Consider the following 19,954-nt stretch of genomic DNA (forward strand, 5'->3'; position numbering starts at 1 on the left):
AGTCCGATGGGTGCCGCCGTGCGCCGGATACGGCGGGCGTGGCCGGCTAGAATTCCCGGGTGAGCATCCGTCAACTCCCCGATACCCTGATCAACCAGATCGCTGCCGGCGAGGTCGTCGAGCGGCCCGCGTCCGTGGTCAAGGAACTGGTCGAAAACGCGCTTGACGCAGGCGCCAAACGCATCGACATCGACCTTGAGGAAGGCGGCACCCGCCTGATCCGCATCCGCGACGATGGAGGCGGCATCGCGCCGGAGGAGTTGCAGCTGGCTGTGAGCCGCCACGCCACCAGCAAGATCGCCTCCATCGATGATCTCGAAGCGGTGGCCACGCTCGGCTTCCGCGGCGAGGCGCTGCCGTCGGTGGCGTCGGTCAGCCGTTTCCGCCTCGCCTCGCGTCGGCGCGATGCCGAGCATGGCGCCGAGCTGCGCATTGATGGCGGCAGGCTGGGCGAAGTCGCGCCGAACGCGCATCCTCACGGCACCACGGTGGAAGTGCGCGACCTGTTCTTCAACGTGCCGGCGCGGCGCAAGTTCCTGCGCGCCGAGCGTACCGAGCTGTCGCATATCGAGGAGTGGCTGCGCACGCTGGCGCTGGCGCGGCCCGACGTGGAAATCCGGGTCAGCCACAACGGCAAGCCGTCGCGGCGCTGGAAGGGCGAGGGCCACCTGCTCAGCGACGTGCGCCTTCACGAGGCGCTGGGCGAGGAGTTCGCCCGCAACGCGCTGCGCGTGGACCACGCCGGCGCCGGCATGCGCCTGCACGGCTGGATCGCGCAGCCGGCGTACAACCGCGCCAGCGCCGACCAGCAGTACCTCTACGTCAACGGCCGCAGCGTGCGTGACCGCAACATCGCCCACGCGGTGCGGCAGGCGTACAGCGACGTGCTGTTCCACGGCCGCCATCCGGCCTACGTGCTGTTCCTCGAACTCGACCCGCGCGGTGTCGATGTGAACGTGCACCCGGCCAAGCACGAGGTGCGCTTTCGTGAATCGCGCCTCGTCCACGATTTCGTCTACCGCAGCCTGTACGCTGCGCTGGCGGAGACCCGCGCCGGCAGCATGGCCACGCCCACTCCGCCGATCTCCGTGCCCGGCGCGGACGCGCCGCGTTGGTCGATGCCGTCGCCGCCGCAACAGCAGGCCATGGGCCTGCGCGTGGGCGATGCGCCCGCCGCTTATGCCGCGCTGTACGCGCCGGGCGCCGATGCCGCATCAATGCAGCCGTTGGCTGCGATGCCGATGCCGGACGACGCGCCCGGCGGCATGCCGCCACTCGGCTTCGCCGTCGCCCAGCTGCACGGCATCTACATCCTCGCCGAGAACGCCGAGGGCCTGGTGGTGGTCGACATGCACGCCGCCCACGAGCGCATCGGCTACGAGAAGCTGAAGGCCGCGCACGACGGCGCCGGCCTGCGTACCCAGCCGCTGCTGGTGCCCAGCAGCCTGGCGGTGTCCGAACGCGAGGCCGACATCGCCGAGCGCGAATCGGAGACGCTGGCGCAGCTGGGCTTCGAAGTGCAGCGCAGCGGTCCGCAGTCGCTGCTGCTGCGCAGCGTGCCGGCGCTGCTGGCCCACGGCGACGTGGAGGCACTGCTGCGCGACGTGCTCACCGACCTGCGCGAACACGGCAACACCCGCCGGGTGGCCGAGACCCGCGACGAGCTGCTGGCCACCATGGCCTGCCACGGCGCGGTGCGCGCCAACCGCAGGCTCACCATTCCCGAGATGAACGCGCTCCTGCGCGAGATGGAAGCCACCGAACGGTCCGGCCAGTGCAACCACGGCCGCCCCACGTGGACGCGTTTTTCGCTGGCGGAGATGGACAAATGGTTCCTGCGCGGTCGTTGATCCTGCTGGTTGTCGCCACGTTGGCGATGGCTGCCTGCAATCGCTCCACCGAGCCCAGCGCGGCGCAAGAAGCCGCGAAGGCGAAGGCCGCGGCCGAGTTCGCCGCGTCCGAACAGGCGTGGCGCGCGCGGCGATTGGCGGAACTGACCAGGCCCGATGGCTGGGCCAGCCTGATCGGCCTGCACTGGCTGGATGCGGGCGCGCACCGCGTCGGCAGCGCCGCCGACAACGGCATCCGCCTGCTGCTGGGCCCGCCGCATCTGGGCGTGTTCAGCGTGCGAGACGGCAAGGCACGCTTCGTGGCCGATGCGGTGGTCAGCATTGATGGGCAGCCCGGCAAGGGCGGCGCGTTGCGCAGCGATGCCGACCAGGGTGGCCCCAGCGTGATCGGTTTCGACGACGGCAAGGGGCTGGCCACGGTGATCCAGCGCGGTGGCCGGCTGGCGCTGCGGGTCAAGCACGCCAACGCCGACAGCCGGGTGCATTTCGCCGGCCTGCAGTACTGGCCGGGCGGGCAGCAGTGGAGGGTGCAGGCGCGCTTCATCCCGCATGCGCCCGGCAGGACCCTGCCGATCGCCAACATCATCGGCACCACCGACGAGATTCCCAACCCCGGCGTGGTCGAGTTCACCCGCAACGGCACGCCGTTCCGGCTGGAGGCGCTGGACCAGGGCGAGGGCACGCTGTTCCTGGTATTCGCCGACCGCACCAGTGGCCACGGCAGCTATGGCGCCGGACGCTTCATCGATGCACCGATGCCGGATGCGCAGGGCCAGCTGGTGGTGGACTTCAACCGCGCCTACAACCCGCCGTGTGCGTTCACCCCGTTCGCCACCTGCCCGTTGCCGCCGCCGGAAAACCGGCTGGACCTGCGGGTGGAGGCGGGTGAAAAGACCTATCGCGAACCCGAATCTTCCTCCAAGGACGCCTGATGAAATTCCGATTGCCCGCTTTCCTGCTGTGCGCCCTGCTGGTTCCCGCCGCCGTCGCGGTCCAGCTCGACCAACCGCAGGCGCAGCCGCAAGGGCAAACGCAGGCGCAGGCGGCCAAGCGCCCACTGCTGTGGAAGGTGTCCGACGCCGACAATTCGGTCTATCTGCTGGGCTCCTTCCACCTGCTCAAGGCCGACGACTACCCGCTGCCGGCGGAAGTCGACCGCGCCTTCGACGACAGCGCCTCGCTGCTGTTCGAGATCGACCCGGCGGCGATGACCGCGCCCGATTCGATGGCGGTGATGCAGAAGTACATGGCCTATGACGATGGCAAGAGCCTGAGCAACGTGTTGCCCAAGCCGACGCTGGAGAAGCTGTCCACGCTGGTGTCGGCCGGTGGCGGCAGTGTGCAGGCGCTGGAGCACAGCGAGCCGTGGGCGGTGAGCCTGGGCCTGGTGCTGGGCGTGACACGAGCGATGGGCTTCAGCACGGAACTGGGGCTGGACCGCAAGCTGATGGCGCGCGCCAGCGACGCCGGCAAGCCGGCTGCCGGACTGGAAACGGTGGAGGACCAGATGCGTGCGATGGACGCGGTGCCCTATGCAGAGCAGGCGCAGGGCATGGACGAGTTCCTGTCCGACCCGCAGAAGGCGATCCGCCAGATGAGCGACATGCATGCCTGGTGGCGCGCCGGCGACGTGGCGAAGCTGGACAGCGGGATGCGCGCGGAGATGGCGCAAAAGACCCCGGAGAGCTACCGCCTGCTCGACGTCGAGCGCAACCGCGCGTGGCTGCCGCAGGTGGAGAAGCGCCTGTCCGAGTCGAAGCAGGACAACACGCTGGTGGTGGTGGGCTCCCTGCACCTGCTGGGCAGCGACGGCCTGGTGGAACAGCTGAAGGCGAAGGGCTACACGGTCGAGCGGATCTGCGACAGCTGCGCAGCGGACTGAGTCGCCGTCGCTATGCGCCGGCCTGCATCACGATGCAATCCACCGGGCAGGCCGGTACGCACAATTCGCAGCCGGTGCACAGGTCGTCCAGCACGGTGTGCATGTGCTTGGGGCCGCCAAGGATGGCGTCCACCGGGCAGGCCTGGATGCACTTGGTGCAGCCGATGCAGTCGGCTTCGACGATGAAGGCCAGTTCACCGGGCTTGTGCGTGCCGCGGCTGCGGTCATAGGGCTGCGGTGCGACGCCCAGTGCCTTCGCCAGCGCGCGTGCGCCGGCATCGCCGCCGGGCGGACAGTGGTCGATGCCTGCCTCGCCCCGTGCCATCGCCTCGGCATAGGGGCGGCAACCGTCGAAACCGCATTGCCCGCACTGGGTCTGCGGCAGCAGGCGGTCGAGACGTTCGACGAGATCGCTCACCTGTCGCCGTTCCGCGGTGCCGCCCGGACCGCCTCCACGCAGATCGGCGTGTTCACAGCGCTTCGGCCAGCGGCAGCAGTTCGAGGTCCTCATGCTGGATGCGCGCATGCAGCGCATCCAGCAGTCCCAGGGCTTCGCGCTGGAAGGGGCCGGGGGCGGCCGCGATGCGCATGGCGCTGTCCCAGCGCGAGGCGAAATCCCCGTAGGCGGCCGCCAGTCCGCCCATCTCGTGCTGGAAGCGCTTGCCGACGGCGGCCACCTGCGGGTCGCTGGCGCTGGCCAAGGCCGGATACAGCATCCGGTCCTCGATTGCCAGATGCAGCTTGATGGTGGCGTCGAGTTTCTTCAGCTCGGCGAACAGGGCCTCGGCGTTCCCGGCAACATCCGCCTGCACCAGCCTGCGCAACTCGCCCATGCTGGCGTAGAGGGCATCGTGGTCGCTCTTGATCCTACTGGTGTTCATCGGCCGACCGAAGGTCGAAAGCGGTGCGGGGAAGTATGCGCGTTGGCGCGTTAAAGCCGGGCGCTTTTCAGCGCACCGGCATCCCCGGTTGCGCACCGGCATCGGCGTCCAGCAGCGCCAGCGCGCCGCCGTCGAAGCCGGCGGACAGGATCATGCCTTCGCTCAGGCCGAAGCGCATCTTGCGCGGCGCGAGGTTGGCGATGAACACCACGCTGCGGCCGATGAGTTTCTCCGGCTCGCCGTAGCTGCCGCGGATGCCGGAGAAGATCTGCCGCCGGCCCAGTTCGCCTGCATCCAGCAGGAAGCGCAGCAGCTTGTCGCTGCCCTCCACGAAGCCGCATTCCAGCACCTTGCCGATGCGCAGGTCGAGTTTTGCGAAATCATCGATACCGATGGTTCCGCCCGCGTCGGTGGCGGGTGCTTCTTCCTTCTTCACCGGCTTCGCTTCCGTCTTCTTCGCCGCCGGCTGCGGGGCGGGAGCAGCGAGGGTGTCCTTGCTGGCGTCGATCATGGCCTGGATGTGCTTCGGGTCGATGCGGGTGAACAGCGGGGCGTAAGGGGTGGCAATTGTGCGCCCTTCGAGTTCAGTGCGTGTGTCCAGCTTGAGCTCGATACCCAGGTACTGCTCTGCCTTGGAGACAGTCGCTGGCAGGATCGGCTTGAGCACGCCGGCGATATTGGCGAAGGCCTGCAGGGCGGTGCTGAGGACGATGTGCAGCTCGGTGCGGCGCGCCGGATCCTTCGCCAGCGCCCAGGGCGCGGTCTGGGCAATGTATTCGTTGACCTGATCGGCAGCGGTCATCGCATTGCGGACCACCGCGCCGTAGTTGTCCTCTGCATAGAGTTCGGGCGCGATCGTCCAGGTATGACCCGCCACGCTGCCAAGAAGTGCCGCATGTTGCTTGTATGCATCGCCAAGCAATTCGGTCTCGGTGGTCAGCGAGGGAGCCTGCCAGATGGTGTTGTCGAAATGGGTTTCCAGCAGTTTCGCGCAGCGGCTGGCGATGTTGACGAACTTGCCGACCACGTCGCTGTTCACGCGGGCCACGAAGTCGGACAGGTTGAGGTCCAGGTCGTCCACGCCGCCGGAGGTCTTGCAGGCGAAGTAATAGCGCAGCGCTTCCGGGTCGAGCCCGGCGTCGAGGTAGGTGCGCGCCATCACGAAGGTGCCGCGCGACTTGCTCATCTTGGCGCCGTCCACGGTCAGGTAGCCGTTGACGTGCAGGCGGGTGGGCGCACGCATGCCGGCGCCGTGCAGCACCGCCGGCCAGAACAGGCCATGGAAGTTGACGATGTCCTTGCCGATGAAGTGGTGCAGCTCGGCCTCGCTGTCGGGCTTGAGGAAGGCATCGAACTCGGCACCGTTCCGCGCGCACAGGTTCTGGAAGCTGGACAGGTAGCCGATCGGCGCGTCCAGCCAGACGTAGAAGTACTTGCCCGGCGCGTTCGGGATCTCGAAACCGAAATAGGGCGCGTCGCGCGAGATGTCCCATGCGCGCAGGCCGCCGTCGGCATCCAGCCATTCCATCAGCTTGGCCTTCACGCCGGGCAGCATGGTGTCGCTGGCCAGCCAGTCGCGCAGGAAGGCCTCGAAACGTCCGACCTCGAAGAAGTAGTGCTCGGAGTCGCGCAGCTCGGGCGTGGCGCCGGACACCACCGACTTCGGCTCGATCAGGTCGGTCGGGCCGTAGGTGGCGCCGCAGACCTCGCAGTTGTCGCCGTACTGGTCGGCGGCCTTGCAGTTGGGGCAGGTGCCCTTGATGTAGCGGTCGGGCAGGAACATGCCCTTGGCCGGATCGAAGAACTGCGCCACGCTGCGGCGGGCGATGTGGCCGCCGGCATCGAGGCGCGCATAGATCTGTTCGGTCAAGGTCCGGTTGGCGGCCGAGTTGGTGGAGTCGTAGTGGTCGAAGGCCACGCCGAAGGCGGCGAAGTCGCGCTCATGGCCTTGCTGGATCGCGGCGATGAAGGCCTCGGGCGTGGTCCCGGCCTTCTCGGCGGCCAGCATGATCGGCGTGCCGTGGGTATCGTCGGCGCAGACGTAGTGCACCGTGTCGCCACGCATCCGCCGCGCCCGCACCCAGATGTCGGCCTGGATGTAGCCGACCAGGTGCCCCAGGTGCAGCGGGCCGTTGGCATAGGGCAGGGCGTTGGTGACGAGCGCGGAGCGGGGCATGGGCGTGGGGCGCTTGAGGGGGCGCCGATTATCGCATGCGCTGCCGCGGCTACCGGCCGCCTTTGCTGCTCACTCGCGTCGCCACACCTGCTGCCGGCAGAACATCGCGATGCAGCCGGACATGCCCAGCGCCCGCCCGCTTTCCAGCAGTGCAAGCTTGGCGCGGTAATCCTTGCCGTTCTCGGGGTCGAGCACGCGCCCGCCCGACCAGCCGCCGTCGCCATCGGGGCGCAGGCCCCACAGGATCACCAGCCCGCGGATGGGCTTGCCGTGCAGCGGCCCCTTGCAGGCCTTGCAGGGCGGGTTGGGCCCGTCCTTGAGGTCGAGGATGTCGACCACCCGCCCGGCGAGGCTGCCGTCGCGGGCGCGGTAGACCTCCACCACCGACTTGGGCTTGCCGCTGGCGTCGTCGATGGTCTTCCAGCGTCCCAGCGGCGCTTCTTGGGCGGGCGCGGCTGACGCCAGGGCCAGCAGCAGGCCGGCGGAGGTCGCCCGTCCCCACTGACGCAACACGCCGGAAACGGCCCGGGAAGCGGGCCGTCCGGATGGGGCGCGGAGAATGGTCAATCCACCCGTTCCCAGGTGGCGGTACGGCAGATGAAGGCCACGCAGCCCTTCACTTCGAGCTTCTTGCCGCCGTCCACCAGCTTGACCGACTTGGCGGTGAAGCTGCGGTCTTCCGACGGCTTGTAGCCGTTGCCGCCGCCCCAGGTCCCGTCCTTGTTGGCCTTCAGGTTCCACAGGGTGACGATGCCGACCATCGGCTTGTTCTGGTGCTGCCCACTGCAGGTGGTGCAGGTGGCGGGAACGCCCACCGCTTCCACGATCTTCGCTGCCAGGGTGCCGTTCTTGGCCTCGTAGATTTCCGAGATCGTCATGACCTTGCCGGTCTTGTCGTCCAGGGTCTTCCACTTGCCGACCGGCGAGGTGGCGGAGTGCTGAGCGGTCGCCGCGAACGACAGCGACGCCAGCGCCGCTGCCAGGATCATCTTGCGCATGTACCTTCCCTCCCGGGGATCAGCGGGGCGCGACACGCCCCTCCCGCGCTTTATAACCCATCCGGACGGGTATGGAACAGGCGTGGCCCGGCGTTTGCCAGCACCGCTGCGCCTGGCTTCAGGGTTTGTCCTGCGTGGCGGGTTTCCCGGCTTCGGGTTTGGCCTGCGGCTCCACCCGTTCGACGTCACCCACCGTCACCTGGCCCACCTTCAGGTCCACCCAATAGGTGTCCTGCCACTCGCGATACTGCTTCGGATCCCAGAACTGCGGGTCGTAGAAGCGGGTGGCGTCGATGCTTCCGTACCCGGGCACGATGATCTGGACCGAGCTGCTCATCGAACCGACGCGGCTTCCCGTCATCTTCGCGCGCTCGCGCCTGAGGGCCGCAGCCAGCCTCGGCTCCGCCGCTTCGTCGGCGTACTCGCGATGGATCTCGCGTGCTGCGGCCAATGCGCGCTTGCGCTCCGCTTCGCTCAGGGTGTTCCAGTAGTAGTCCCGCTTGCGCGAGAAGAAGTCATAGCCGCGTTCGGCGGCGAGGTCCATCCAGACCAGCCCCAGCGCCCGGTCCTGGGCCACGCCCATGCCGTCCCAGTACATCTCGCCGACCACCGCCTGGGACGGTTTGTCGGCATACCAGGCCGCGCGCTTGAACTGTTCGATCGCCTCGGTGAAGGCTTTCCGGGAGTAGGCCTCCAGCCCGGAGTTGCGGTAGCGCAGGTCGGGATGGCCTTCGAGGAAGCCCCCGGCGATCAGGGTGTCGTCTGCAAGCGGATCTGCGGCGGCGGGTTTGGCCGGCTGTTGCGCGATGGCTTGCGCCGGGGCCAACAGTGCGAAGGCAAGGAGGAGGGCGAGGCGGGTCTGCATCATCGATTCGTCCGCGTAAGTCGGGGCGACAGCTTGGCGCGCCGGCAAGGTTGGCGAAACCCGCCAAAGTCATGGTGGTGCAGGCGGGCGGGCAAATGAAGAGCCCGGCTTGCGCCGGGCTCTTCGGGTACAGCTTGGAGCGATGGATCAGAACTTGTAGGTGAAGCGGGTGAACAGCGAACGACCGTAGTAGTCGTACTGGGTCGCGAAGGCCGGCACGTTGCCGTAGCGGTCGGCGACACCGGCCGACACTTCCGGCGGATCCGTGTCCAGCAGGTTGCGGACGCCGACCAGCAGCGACCACTTCGGCTGCGAATACAGCACCGACACCGCGTGGTAGATGCGCGAATCGGCCTTGACGTCACGCACCGCGTTCGGCCAGCCAATTCCCGGGCCGGAGTAGGCGGTGAAGGTCGGATCCAAGGTCAACGCCTTCGACGGACCGACGTAGTCCATGAACCAGGTGTAGTTCCAGTCGCCGCGCTTCAGGGCGGTACGCAGGTTGCCTACCAGCTTCGGACGGCCGATCGACCCGTTGCGGTCGGAGGTCACGAAGCCGCTGGCCGCCGAGGTGCTGAACAGCTGGCTGAAGTCTTCCATCATGTAGGTGAACTGGCCTTCCACTTCCAGCTTGCCGAAGGAGTAATCCTTGTCGAAGCGGGTCAGCAGGTCGTAGCCGCGCACCTTCTGCTTGTTGATGTTGACGTAGGTGACGTGCACTTCCTCGATCTTGTTCGGTGCCGTCGGGTGGTTGTTGGGATTGCGGCTGAACATGTCGCAGAAGCTGTTCGGATATGCCTCGGCGCCGTAGCAGCCCGCCAGGATGGTGGCGGCGCTGAGGGTGCCGATCTGGTCACGCACCTCGTAGTCGAAGTAGTCCAGCGCCACGCTGATCGGCCATGCGGTCGGGGTCAACACGATGCCGCCGGTGAAGGCGTTCGAACGCTCCGGCTTCAGGAAGCCCGCACCGCCGCCGGTGAAGGTCTGGGCGGAGGAGGCGGAGCCACCGGTCGCGTTGTAGTCGGCGGGGATGCCGGCCGCGGCGCAGTTGGCCTTCAGGAAGTCGTTGCTGCTCTCGCCCCACTTCAGGCAGGGATCGATCGCGGTCTGGCCCAGGAAGCCGGAGAGGTTGCCCAGATACAGCTCGTACAGGCCGGGGGCCCGGAACGAGGTGCCCTTGGTGGCGCGCAGGCGCACGGTGGGGTTGATCTGCCAGCTCAGGCCGGCCTTCCACACGTAGTCATCGTCATGCACGGAGGCATAGTCGAACGCGCGCGCGGACAGGTTCAGGCTCAGCGACTCGAACATCGGCTTGCCCTTGAGCAGCGGCACTTCCGCTTCCGCGAACACTTCCTTGACGTTGTCGTCGCCCTTGGTGGCCACTGCGCTCGACTGGCCCCAGAGGTCGCCATTGCGCTCGGACGAGCTCGGCTGGTCGTTGATCGCGAACTGGCGGAATTCCCCACCCAGCGCCAGGCCCACCGGACCGGCCGGCAGGTCGAACAGCTCGCCGGTGAACACCAGGTTCGCCACGGTCTGGCGGTACTTGGTCTCGCCGGTCACCCAGCGGCCGATCGCGTCTTCGACCTTGCTCATGCAGCTGCCGTCGAGGATGCAGGGCTCGAAGTAGTTGATCGAAGGCGACTTGCCGCCGGTCCACGGACGCAGGGCCGGGTCGGCATCGCCGGTGAGCGACTTCAGGATCGCGAAGTTGCTGTATTCACCCGACGACTCGGAGTGCGACAGGTTGGCCTTCCACGCCCAGCTGTCGGTCGACTTGATCAGGCCGTCCAGCGAGGTGTTGAGGAAGTAGTAGTCGACCTTGACGTCCTGCATCGAGCTGAACGGCAGGACCGGGCGGGCGATGCCACCGGGAACCGGCGCGGCGAAGGTCGAACCGTCGGTGTAGCGGTAGCTGGCAAGCGGCGAGGTGACACCGCCGATCAGCGGGAAGAACTGGCGCAGGCGGTAGGTTTCGGTGGTGCGGCGGTTGTACAGGAACTCGGTGGCCCAGTTCACGTCGCCCAGCTGGAAGTTGGCGGACGCGAACACGTTCGCGCGCTCCTGGCGGTCAATGATCTGGACGTCGTCGAACGCGGCCAGGTCGGTCGGCTGGTAGTGGTAGGCCTGGCCGATCTGCGGGTTGGCCGCGTTGTAGTTGCCGGTCACGTTCGGGCGGTAGCCCGGCAGCAGGCCGATGGTGGTGCCGTCCCAGGTCGGCACGTAGCGCGGGCCGAGGTAGGCGTCATCAACCACGTTGACCAGCAGGTTGTTGCAGTTGTTGCCGGTCTTGTTGCCGCGGTACTCGCGGTCGATGCGCTCGCCGTTGGCGTTCCAGAACAGGTCTTCCGAGCAGCGCAGGTAGTCGCGGTCGCCCATGCGCAGCGGCTTGTGCAGGTAGTACTCGGCGGCGACCATGATGTTGCCGTGGTCGAAGTTCCAGCCGGTCGCGCCGGACAGGGTGAAGTTCTCGCCGCCGCCTTCGAACGGCATGCGGCCGTTGATGCTGAACTCCGGACGATCGATGTTGGTGCGGGTGATCAGGTTGACCGCACCGGCCAGGGCGTCGGAGCCGTAGATCGAGGACGAGCCGTCCTTCACGATCTCGATGCGCTGGATGATCGACTGCGGGATCACGTTGAGGTCGAACGCCAGCACCTGGCCACGCACGCCGGCCGGGCCGGGGCGGTTGCCGTTCAGCAGCACCGCGGTACGCGAGGCGCCGAGGCCGCGCAGGCTGATGGTCTGCGCGCCGGTGCCGCCTTCGGTGACGAAGCCGGCGAACTGGTGGCTGATCTGGGTGGAGCCGGAAGCCACGCTGGACTTCTGCAGGAATTCAGCCGTGCTGGTCTGGCCGACCGCGACGCTGGTGTCCGCGGTGATCACCTGCACCGGCGAGGTGGTGTCGTACTCGAGGCGACGCAGCAGCGAGCCGGTCACGGTGATCTTCTCGAGCGTCTTCGCTTCTTCCTTCTTGGACTCCTGCGTAGCAGGCTTGTCCTGCGCCGGCGCCTCTTGGGCAATGGCGGTGGTGCCGTACAGGCAGCCGAACATCGCGGCGGCGAGCGGCAGCATCTTGAGGCGGTTGGCGTTTGCGTGGTATCGCATGTTATCCCCTTGACATGTTGTTGTTACACAAGCGTTAAGGGAGTGTATGTGGGGTGTTGCAAATGCGCAAGTCGCGCGGCCTCCAGCGGCGGTGGTGCTGCTCCTGCGCGCCGTTCTCCAAAAAAAAAGCCGCCCGGCAATGCCGGGCGGCCGTGATCCCTCTCGCGGGTGAACTCAGCGCTGCGCGAAGCACTCCGTCTTCAGGAACTTCTCGATCAGGTCCAGGGTGACCTGCTGGTGGCGCGGGTACCAGGGCATGCTGTGCGGCATGTCGGGGATCAGCTCGAACTTCGCCGGCACCGTGCCCTTGATGGCATTGAAGAACCCACGGGCATGGAACGCGGGGGTGCGCACGTCGCGGTCGCCCACGTACAGGAGCACCGGGATGTTGGCCTTGGCGGTGTTCTGCATGGGGTCCATGCCCTTGACGGTGTTGCCCTGCAGGATGCGCTGCAGGCGGTTGTCGCTCCAGCTCATGCCGATCTTGGCCAGGTCGGTGACCGGTGCACCGGAAATCGCGCACTGGTAGGGGCTGTTCGGACGGACCGCGGCGGCTGCGGCGGCGAATCCGCCGTACGAATAGCCGAAGATCGCCATCCGCTTCGGATCGGCGATGCCTTCCTTGACCAGCCAGGCGGCCCCGTCGTCCTTGTCGTCCTGCATCTTCTCGCCCCACTGGGCATCACCCGCCAGCCAGAGCTTGCGGCCGAGGTCGGTGGAACCCCGGTACTGGGGGCGCAGCACGGCATAGCCGCGCGAGGTCAGGAACGGGACCCAGCCGGAGCCGTCCCAGCCTGCGTAGTCGCGGGCCCAGGGGCCGCCGTGCGGATGGATGATGGTCGGCAGCGGGCCGTCGGCGGGCTTCCAACCCGCGGGCAGATCGAGGATCGCGGGAATGCTGAGGCCGTCGCGGGCCGGATAGTTCACCCAGCGCTGTTCGCCGATCTGCTTGCCGTCGATCCACGGGCGCTGTCCACCCAGGCTCACCACCTGCTTGCGGTTCAGCAGCACGTGGTAGGAGGGCGCGGCCTGTGCGCTGGAGGTGCTGAACAGCACGCGCGACAGGCCGTCGTTGTAGCCGCTGATGCTGACGTTCTGGCCCGGGAACGCCTGCTTGAGCATGCTGTGGATGGCCGCCATCTGCGGCTCGACGTAGGTGACCTCGCGCTGTGGCCCGTCCACGACATAACCGAGGATCTTGTTGAAGTTGCCAGGCTGGGTGCCCTGGATCAGGCCGCCGATGGAGAAGGTCGGGTGCGCGAGTAGCGGTTCGTTGTCGAATTTCTGCGCCACCGGATCGTACATCCAGGCCTGCACAAGGTCGGATCTCAGGTCGGTCAGCACGTAGTACTTCCCGGTCTCCTCGTCGATACCGGCGATGTCGACCGTATGGCGTTCGCTGAGCTTGGTGGTGAGCAGCGGGTGGGTGTCGAACTCGCCGGTCTTGGGATTGCGGATCAGGATGCGCTGTTCGTACTCGCCCGGACCGATGGGTTCAAGCTGGCTCTTGGTCAGCAGTTCGCCATTGCGCGGATTGAACAGGCCCGGGCTGGCGCGCCCGCCTGCCTTGAACAACAGCTTGGTCTCGCCGTTGCGCAGGTTGTAGAGGTAGTAGTTGCCGCTGAGGGACATGCCGCCGATCTGGTTGATGATCACGTTGTCCGGGTCCAGCGGCAAAGTGCTGACCAGCGAAGCTGTGCCGGTGATTTCGAGGCAGCGCTGGACTTCCTCGCTGATGCCGATCTTGCGGGTGTTGTCCGCGAACGCCTCGTCGAACTTCTTCTGCGCGGTGTCGGTCAGGTAGGCCTTCGAGACGAAGGTCTTGGTGGCCCCGTTCATGCTGCCCTCGCCGCAGCCGCCGAGCTGGCCGGTCCACTCCTGGCGGCCGATCACCAGCACGCGGTTGGCCTTCATCGCGTTGGCGGCGATGAATTTCATGCGGTCGCCTGACGGGGTGATCTTGGAGCCCGCGTCGAGGTTGTCCAGGTCCCAGGTCGCCAGCGCGGTGTCCTGGTTGTTCGAGCCCGGCATGGCGACGATCGCCACCAGGTTCTTGCCATCGGCGCTCATGGTGACAGACTGGATGTCGGGGACCTTCGCCAGCGAGTCGATCGGAATCGGAGTCTGGGCGTTGGCGAGGGTCGCGCCGGACAGCAGCAGCGCGGCGGTGAGCGGATGTCGTGCAATGCGTTTCATGTAGGTGTTGGCCCCTGGAAAAACTGCCGAACGATTACATGCGAGGGGTCTTCGCGTCCAGTCGCGGAGGCGGGGGGGGGCGGGCAAAAAGAAACCCCGCCTTGCGGCGGGGTTCCAGGGTGTTGCGCTGAGCGGTGCTTACTTCTTTCCGAAGCTCCAGCGGGCTTCGAGGTAGTAGGCGCGGCCCAGGATGTCGAAGTTGGCGCTGTTGTACGGCGCGCCGCTGGTGCCCGGGTAGGAACGGACGTCCATGTCGGGGATGCGGTTGCCGAGGTTGTTGACCAGGAACGAGAGCTTCAGCGCGTCGGTGGCGTCGAAGTTCACGCTGGCGTTGACCGTGGTGTACGAACCCAGGCGGCCGGCACCGGCGAACGCGTAACCGGCCGGGTCCAGCGTGGCGCGGTAGTTCGGGGTCGGGCCGAGGTAGTTGGCATAGACGGTGGTCGTCCAGCGGTCCTTGTTCCAGCTGGCCGACGCGTTCGCCTTGTACTTGGCGTCCGTGCTCCAGTACGGGTCGGTCAGCGCGTCCACCACCGGGTCGGTCGGGTAGGTCTGGATCTCGTGCTTGAGGTTGCGGGTCCACGAACCGGCCAGGGTCAGCGCGCCCCAGGCGCCCAGATCCTGGCGGTAGTTGGCATCCACGGTCACCGCATCAAGGGTTTCCTGCGCCACGTTGACCTTGCTCAGGAAGATCTTCTGCACATCGCCGTTGGCGGCACGGGTGACCTGGGCCAGCGCGGCCTGGCAGGTGCCGGAGTTGATGTCCAGCGTGCCCAGACGGCAGTTGGCCTCATCCCGCATCAGCTGGTCGACGTTCTGCAGCGCGACCTCGTTGCGGATGTCCCAGTGGTGGTAGTCGGCGCTCAGCGAGAATTTCGCGGTCGGCGCCCACACCACGCCGTAGCTCCACACGGTGGCGTTGATCGGCTTCAGGTCCGGGTTGCCGGACTGCTCGCCTTCGTACTGCAGGTCGGCGTACTGCTGCGGGCAGTCGGCCACTTCACCGGCGTCGAAGCCCAGCAGGGCGCAGTTGTAGTAGTCGACGCTGTAACCGTAGAAGCCGCTGACGCCCTGGAACTGGTCGGCGAGGGTCGGCGCCTTGAAGGCGGTGCCGTACTTGCCGCGCAGCAGCAGCGATTCGAACGGACGGTATTCCAGGCCGATGCTGTAGGTCGGCTTGTCGACGGTGCGGCCGGCGGCGCGGAAGCCGTCGTAGCGGGCCGAAGCCGAGACGGTCAGCTGCTCCCACACCGGCAGGCGCAGTTCGCCGGTCACCGCGTAGCGCGAGCGCTGGCCCTTGCCGCTGACTGCCTTGGTGCCCCAAATGTCGCCGTTGAGCAGCAGCGCGTCGGGGGTATAGGCCCAGCCCTGGGTGCCGGCTTCCACGGCGATCGCCGCACCGGCGTCGCCGCCCGGCAGCGAGAACAGCGCGCCGTTGGTGAACTGCGCGCGCAGCATGTTGTCGTAGGTGCGGCTGTGCGACTTGGTCGTCGCCATGAAGCTGTAGAAGTCGGCGGGCGACATCAGCTTGTAGAAGGCCGCGTAGTCGGGGGTGAACACCGGGTAGGCGTCGAAGATCGGATCCCAGCCCTGCTGTTCGCCCAGCACCTTCTGCTGGAAGTAGTCGTCGATCGACGACAGGCGGTTGAGGTCGGTTTCGGTCAGCTTGTACTGGGTGCGGGTCAGGCCGACGTCATAGTCCCAGTTCGAGTCCTCGCCGAGGGTACCGTTCACGCCGAGGGTGACCGCGTAGGACGTGCTGCGGTTCTCGCTCATGCCGTTTTCCCAGCCGCCCATGTCCTCCGGGGTGAAGGCGCGCTGCAGGTTCACCAGGGTGTCGAGGTTGGGGTCGTAGAACGCGCCCCATTTCACGCTGGTGCCCCACCACTGGTAGCCGGAGCCGATGTTGTACTTGACGCGCTCGTGGCTCACCAGCACGTCGGCATAGGCCTGCGCCAGGTCGGTCAGCTCGAAGGTGGAGTGCGCATACACCTGCGCGCCTTCCTTCTCGTTCTTCAGGGTGCGGTAGCCCGGGGTCTGGAAGGAGCCGCAGTAGTCGCCGGAACCGGCGCGGGTGCGCTTGCCCACGGTGCCGTCGAAGCCGCCGGTGACGTTGGCGCAGTTGGCCGGGTCGAGGAACAGGTAGCCGCCGTTGAGCTCATCGAAGATCGCCCAGTCGCGGCTGGCCAGCGCCGGCGCGCCGTTGTAGGCATCGGGGTTGAACTGCGCGGTCAGGTCGCGCTGGTGCGCCCACACCGGGTCGGCCTTCTCGGCCTGCACGCCCAGCAGGGTGTTCCAGCGGCCGTCGGCGTTGCTGAGGCTGGTGGCGAAGCTCAGGCGGCCGTTCTTGCCGCCGCCCTGGTCGAAGGCGCCGATGCGCGCGCTGAGGACGCTGCCGTCCACGTTCTTCTTGAGGATGATGTTGACCACGCCGGCGATGGCGTCGGAGCCGTAAAGCGACGACTGGCCACCGGGCAGGATCTCGATGCGCTCGACCAGCTCCACCGGGATGCCGCTGATGTTGTTGAACACGTCGGAGCCGTTGTACAGCGCCGGGTAGTTGGCCATCGGTCGGCCGTCGATCAGGTACTTCACGTAGCTGGCGGACAGGCCGAACAGGCTGAGCGTCTCGGCGCCCTGGGTAAACGAGGCGGAGCTCTGGTTGTTCTGCACGCCGCCGGTGGCGAAGCTGCTCTTCTGCAGCACTTCAGCGACGTTGTTGAAGCCGCGGGCCTGGATGTCCTCGGCGGAGATGATGGTGACCGGGACGAAGGTCTCGACCTGGGTCTGGGGGATCAGCGAACCGGTGACGACCACCTTGTCCAGATCCTTGGCCTTCTCGTCGCTCTGCTGGGCGGCGGCGACGGCGGGCAGGGCCAGCGCCGCGGCAAGCGCCAGCGTCAGCGGGCGGCGAAGGATGTGTCGTTGACGAACAACCATGGGGGCTTCCTTTGATCTTATTTGATCTTTGAACTTGCGTAGGACGGATGCAGGAACTTGCATCTCCGGTCATCCCGGAGACGCCGAACCGTAACAGCCGGTTAACATCCGCCCCCTGAACGTACGGTGCCGTCTGGTATTGACTACTCCATGCCGGATGTGAGATTCGCGCGCTTCCGGACTTAGGAGAGCCCGGATCACGTGCCCGCCAAGCCATGGCGGGTGCGTCGCGCGCTGACACGCATCAAGGGGGCGCGGAGGCGGCTTCGCTAGAATCGGCGTACCCCCGCACGCGTCACCTCATCATGTCCCGTCTGCCTTCCCACGCCGTCCAGGGCGAGCTGAAACCGCTCGCCAACGTCCGCAACATCATCGCAGTGGGCTCCGGCAAGGGCGGGGTGGGCAAGTCCACCACCGCGGTGAACCTGGCGCTGGCACTGGCCGCGGAAGGGCCGAAGGTCGGCATCCTCGACGCCGACGTGTACGGCCCCAGCGTGCCGATGATGCTGGGGCTGTCCGGCCGTCCGGACAGCCCCGACGGCAAGACCATCACGCCGATGCAGGCGCACGGGGTGGAGGCGATGTCGATCGGGCTGCTGGTGGACCAGGACACGCCGATGATCTGGCGCGGGCCGATGGCCACGCAGGCGCTGAGCCAATTGCTCAACGACACGCGCTGGGGCGACCTGGACGTGCTGGTGGTGGACCTGCCGCCGGGCACCGGCGACATCCAGTTGACCATGGCGCAGAAGATCCCGGTGGCCGGTGCGGTCATCGTCACCACGCCGCAGGACATCGCCACCCTGGATGCGCGCAAGGCGCTGAAGATGTTCGAGAAGGTGAACATCCCGGTGCTCGGCCTGATCGAGAACATGGCGGTGCATGTGTGCGGCAGCTGCGGCCACGCCGAGCGCATCTTCGGCGAGGGCGGCGGCCGGAAGATGGCCGAACAGTACGGGGTGGTGCAGCTGGGCGCGCTGCCGCTGGAGATCGGCATCCGCGAGCAGGGCGATGCCGGCACGCCGATCGTGGCCGCCCAGCCGGATTCCGCGGCGGCGCAGGCCTACCGCGCGGCCGCGCGGGCGCTGCTGGCCGAACTGGACAAGCGGCCGAAGGTACGCACCGGGATCATGGCGTCCCTGCTGGGGTAAGCGGGGTTTCCAGGCGGCGCAGCCGCCAGGCTGCGAACGCCCGGGGGGATGGATCCGCCCCGCTTGGCTTAAACTCGCCGGTTCCGCACCGGGACCGAACCGCATGAGCATCAAGAGCGACCGCTGGATCCGCCGCATGGCCGAGCAGCACGGCATGATCGAGCCGTACGAGCCGGGCCAGGTGAAGCAGGCTGCCGATGGCCAGCGCATCGTCAGCTACGGCACCTCCAGCTACGGCTACGACGTGCGCTGCTCGCGCGAGTTCAAGGTGTTCACCAACATCAACTCGACGATCGTCGATCCCAAGCACTTCGACCCGAAGAGCTTCGTCGATATCGTCGGCGACGAATGCATCATCCCGCCCAATTCCTTCGCGCTGGCGCGCACCGTCGAGTACTTCCGCATCCCGCGCGACACCCTGGTGGTGTGCCTGGGCAAGAGCACCTATGCGCGCTGCGGGATCATCGTCAACGTGACCCCGCTGGAGCCGGAGTGGGAAGGCCACGTCACCCTGGAATTCAGCAACACCACGCCGCTGCCGGCGCGCATCTACGCCGGCGAAGGCGTGGCGCAGATGCTGTTCTTCCAGTCGGATGCCGACGACGTCTGCGAAACCAGCTACAAGGATCGCGGCGGCAAGTACCAGGGCCAGACCGGGGTCACCCTGCCGCGCACCTGAGCCAAGGTTTCCGTAGGAGCGTACCGCAGGGGCGCGATGCCCTGTGCGGGATTTGGCAAAAGCCATCGCGCCACTGCGGTGCGCTCCTACGGTTGAGCGGGACTGCCCTGTAGCGCAGCGCGCAGCGCGCTGACACGTTCGATCAGTTGTTCCGGCGCGTACGGCCGCGCGTTGGCCGCGCCCCAGACCGGGCGTGGCCAGGCGATGTCGTCGGTGTAGCGGGCGATGACGTGGACGTGCAGCTGCGGCACCTGGTTGCCCAGCGCGGCCACGTTGAGCTTGTGTGGCTTGAACAGCGCCTTCAGCGCCCGCGCCGCGGCGTCGATGTCGGCGCTGAGCGCGGTGCGCTGCGCCGGGGTCAGGTCGATGATCTCCACCGCGCCCGCCAGCTTCGGCACCAGCACCAGCCACGGATGGTTGGCATCGTCCATCAGCCGGACCTCGCAGACCGACAGGTCGCAGACCGGGGCGGTGTCGTCGGCCAGCTGCGGATGCAGTTCGTAGCGCGTGGCGGGCTGGGGAGGGGTCATGGCGTCCTCGGCTCAGTAGGCCGGGCGCAGCGCCCGGCGGAACAGGCCCAGCGTCCGCTCCAGTGCAAGCTCCGCACTGGGCCGGTGGAAGTCGTCGCGCTGGTCGCAGTTGAAGCCGTGTCCGGCGGGATACACGTGGATTTCCGCCTCGGGATGGCGCTGGCGGTGCAGCTCGACGTCGGTCTGCGGGATGCTGGGGTCGTGCTCGCCGAAGTGGAACATCATCGGCGCGTCCAGCTGCTCGTCGAGGAACGGCACGGTGCGCGCGCCGTAGTAGCTGACCGCCGGCAGCGACAGCCGGGTGTTGGCCAGGTAGGCTGCGGTGCCGCCCCAGCAGTAGCCGACCACGCCGACCTTGCCGTATTCCTGCAGCTGGGCGGCGACGGCCTTCACGTCTTCCAGCGCGCGCTCGAAGCCCAGCCGCTCCACCAGCTCACGCCCGCGCGCCACGCCCTCCGGGTCGTAGCGCAGCTGCACGTCGTGCTCGAAGTGGTCGAAGAGGGCCGGCGCCATCGCGACGTAGCCATGTTCGGCGAAGGTCGTGCAGACCGCGCGGATATGGGTGTTCACGCCGAAGATTTCCTGCACCACCACCAGCGCGCCGCGCGGCGGCACGTGCGGTGTCGCGAGCCAGGCGCGGATGCGGCCGCTCGGGGTTTCCAGGGACATCCACTCGCTCATGGGGTTGGCTCCGTCCG

Annotated in this window: 16 protein-coding genes; 5 read left to right on the forward strand and 11 right to left on the reverse strand. The window is 67.4% G+C overall.

The window, feature by feature from the left end; all coding sequences use genetic code 11:
* Positions 1 to 59 precede the first annotated feature (59 nt).
* Genes mutL through ICG51_RS11580 form a run of 3 tightly spaced genes read left to right on the forward strand, consistent with a single transcriptional unit; the run spans position 60 to position 3,732 of the window.
* On the forward strand, positions 60 to 1,850 hold the full coding sequence (mutL, locus tag ICG51_RS11570; protein ID WP_190280504.1) for a DNA mismatch repair endonuclease MutL: 1,791 nt from the start codon (positions 60 to 62) through the stop codon (positions 1,848 to 1,850).
* Positions 1,829 to 2,782, forward strand: a complete 954-nt coding sequence (locus tag ICG51_RS11575) for a DUF1684 domain-containing protein (RefSeq protein WP_190280505.1) — start codon at positions 1,829 to 1,831, stop codon at positions 2,780 to 2,782. The genes mutL and ICG51_RS11575 overlap by 22 nt, the downstream gene beginning before the upstream one ends.
* Positions 2,782 to 3,732, forward strand: coding sequence for a TraB/GumN family protein (locus ICG51_RS11580; RefSeq protein WP_190280506.1), 951 nt, complete (start codon positions 2,782 to 2,784; stop codon positions 3,730 to 3,732). The genes ICG51_RS11575 and ICG51_RS11580 overlap by 1 nt, the downstream gene beginning before the upstream one ends.
* A 10-nt stretch (positions 3,733 to 3,742) precedes the next feature.
* Here ICG51_RS11580 and rnfB read toward each other — a convergent pair whose 3' ends face one another.
* The 9 genes from rnfB to ICG51_RS11625 all read right to left on the reverse strand — a co-directional run bounded on the left by rnfB (position 3,743) and on the right by ICG51_RS11625 (position 16,896).
* A complete protein-coding gene (gene rnfB, locus ICG51_RS11585) occupies positions 3,743 to 4,150 on the reverse strand; it encodes an Rnf electron transport complex subunit RnfB (protein WP_223809441.1) in 408 nt (135 codons plus the stop codon).
* A 52-nt stretch (positions 4,151 to 4,202) separates the two neighbouring features.
* The gene (locus ICG51_RS11590; protein ID WP_190280507.1) at positions 4,203 to 4,613 is read right to left on the reverse strand and encodes a hemerythrin domain-containing protein; all 411 of its coding nucleotides are present in this window, start codon (positions 4,611 to 4,613) and stop codon (positions 4,203 to 4,205) included.
* A 67-nt stretch (positions 4,614 to 4,680) separates the two neighbouring features.
* The gene (metG, locus tag ICG51_RS11595) at positions 4,681 to 6,789 is read right to left on the reverse strand and encodes a methionine--tRNA ligase (protein WP_190280508.1); all 2,109 of its coding nucleotides are present in this window, start codon (positions 6,787 to 6,789) and stop codon (positions 4,681 to 4,683) included.
* A 69-nt stretch (positions 6,790 to 6,858) separates the two neighbouring features.
* Complete coding sequence (locus ICG51_RS11600) at positions 6,859 to 7,299, reverse strand: DUF2147 domain-containing protein (RefSeq protein ID WP_190282465.1); 441 nt, start codon at positions 7,297 to 7,299, stop codon at positions 6,859 to 6,861.
* A 53-nt stretch (positions 7,300 to 7,352) separates the two neighbouring features.
* Positions 7,353 to 7,787, reverse strand: coding sequence for a DUF2147 domain-containing protein (locus tag ICG51_RS11605; protein ID WP_190280509.1), 435 nt, complete (start codon positions 7,785 to 7,787; stop codon positions 7,353 to 7,355).
* A gap of 118 nt (positions 7,788 to 7,905) precedes the next feature.
* Complete coding sequence (locus ICG51_RS11610) at positions 7,906 to 8,655, reverse strand: sel1 repeat family protein (RefSeq protein ID WP_190280510.1); 750 nt, start codon at positions 8,653 to 8,655, stop codon at positions 7,906 to 7,908.
* Between the two features lie 144 nt (positions 8,656 to 8,799).
* Positions 8,800 to 11,760 carry a TonB-dependent receptor gene (locus ICG51_RS11615; protein WP_190280511.1) on the reverse strand — a complete coding sequence of 987 codons (2,961 nt, stop codon included), beginning with the start codon at positions 11,758 to 11,760 and terminating at the stop codon, positions 8,800 to 8,802.
* Between the two features lie 174 nt (positions 11,761 to 11,934).
* The gene (locus ICG51_RS11620) at positions 11,935 to 13,956 is read right to left on the reverse strand and encodes a prolyl oligopeptidase family serine peptidase (protein WP_190280512.1); all 2,022 of its coding nucleotides are present in this window, start codon (positions 13,954 to 13,956) and stop codon (positions 11,935 to 11,937) included.
* Between the two features lie 138 nt (positions 13,957 to 14,094).
* Complete coding sequence (locus ICG51_RS11625) at positions 14,095 to 16,896, reverse strand: TonB-dependent receptor (RefSeq protein ID WP_190280513.1); 2,802 nt, start codon at positions 16,894 to 16,896, stop codon at positions 14,095 to 14,097.
* Between the two features lie 305 nt (positions 16,897 to 17,201).
* Between ICG51_RS11625 and apbC the strand changes: the two genes are divergently transcribed.
* On the forward strand, positions 17,202 to 18,047 hold the full coding sequence (gene apbC / locus ICG51_RS11630; RefSeq protein WP_190280514.1) for an iron-sulfur cluster carrier protein ApbC: 846 nt from the start codon (positions 17,202 to 17,204) through the stop codon (positions 18,045 to 18,047).
* Between the two features lie 103 nt (positions 18,048 to 18,150).
* Positions 18,151 to 18,726, forward strand: a complete 576-nt coding sequence (dcd, locus tag ICG51_RS11635; RefSeq protein WP_138348168.1) for a dCTP deaminase — start codon at positions 18,151 to 18,153, stop codon at positions 18,724 to 18,726.
* Positions 18,727 to 18,812: 86 nt separating this feature from the next.
* Here the strand turns inward: dcd and ICG51_RS11640 are convergent, their stop codons facing one another.
* Together ICG51_RS11640 and ICG51_RS11645 are read right to left on the reverse strand one after the other, a co-directional pair.
* On the reverse strand, positions 18,813 to 19,256 hold the full coding sequence (locus ICG51_RS11640; protein WP_190280515.1) for an HIT family protein: 444 nt from the start codon (positions 19,254 to 19,256) through the stop codon (positions 18,813 to 18,815).
* Positions 19,257 to 19,268: 12 nt separating this feature from the next.
* Positions 19,269 to 19,937, reverse strand: a complete 669-nt coding sequence (locus ICG51_RS11645; protein WP_190280516.1) for a dienelactone hydrolase family protein — start codon at positions 19,935 to 19,937, stop codon at positions 19,269 to 19,271.
* Positions 19,938 to 19,954 lie beyond the last annotated feature (17 nt).

Source organism: Thermomonas sp. XSG, from assembly GCF_014678725.1.
Classification (GTDB): domain Bacteria; phylum Pseudomonadota; class Gammaproteobacteria; order Xanthomonadales; family Xanthomonadaceae; genus Thermomonas.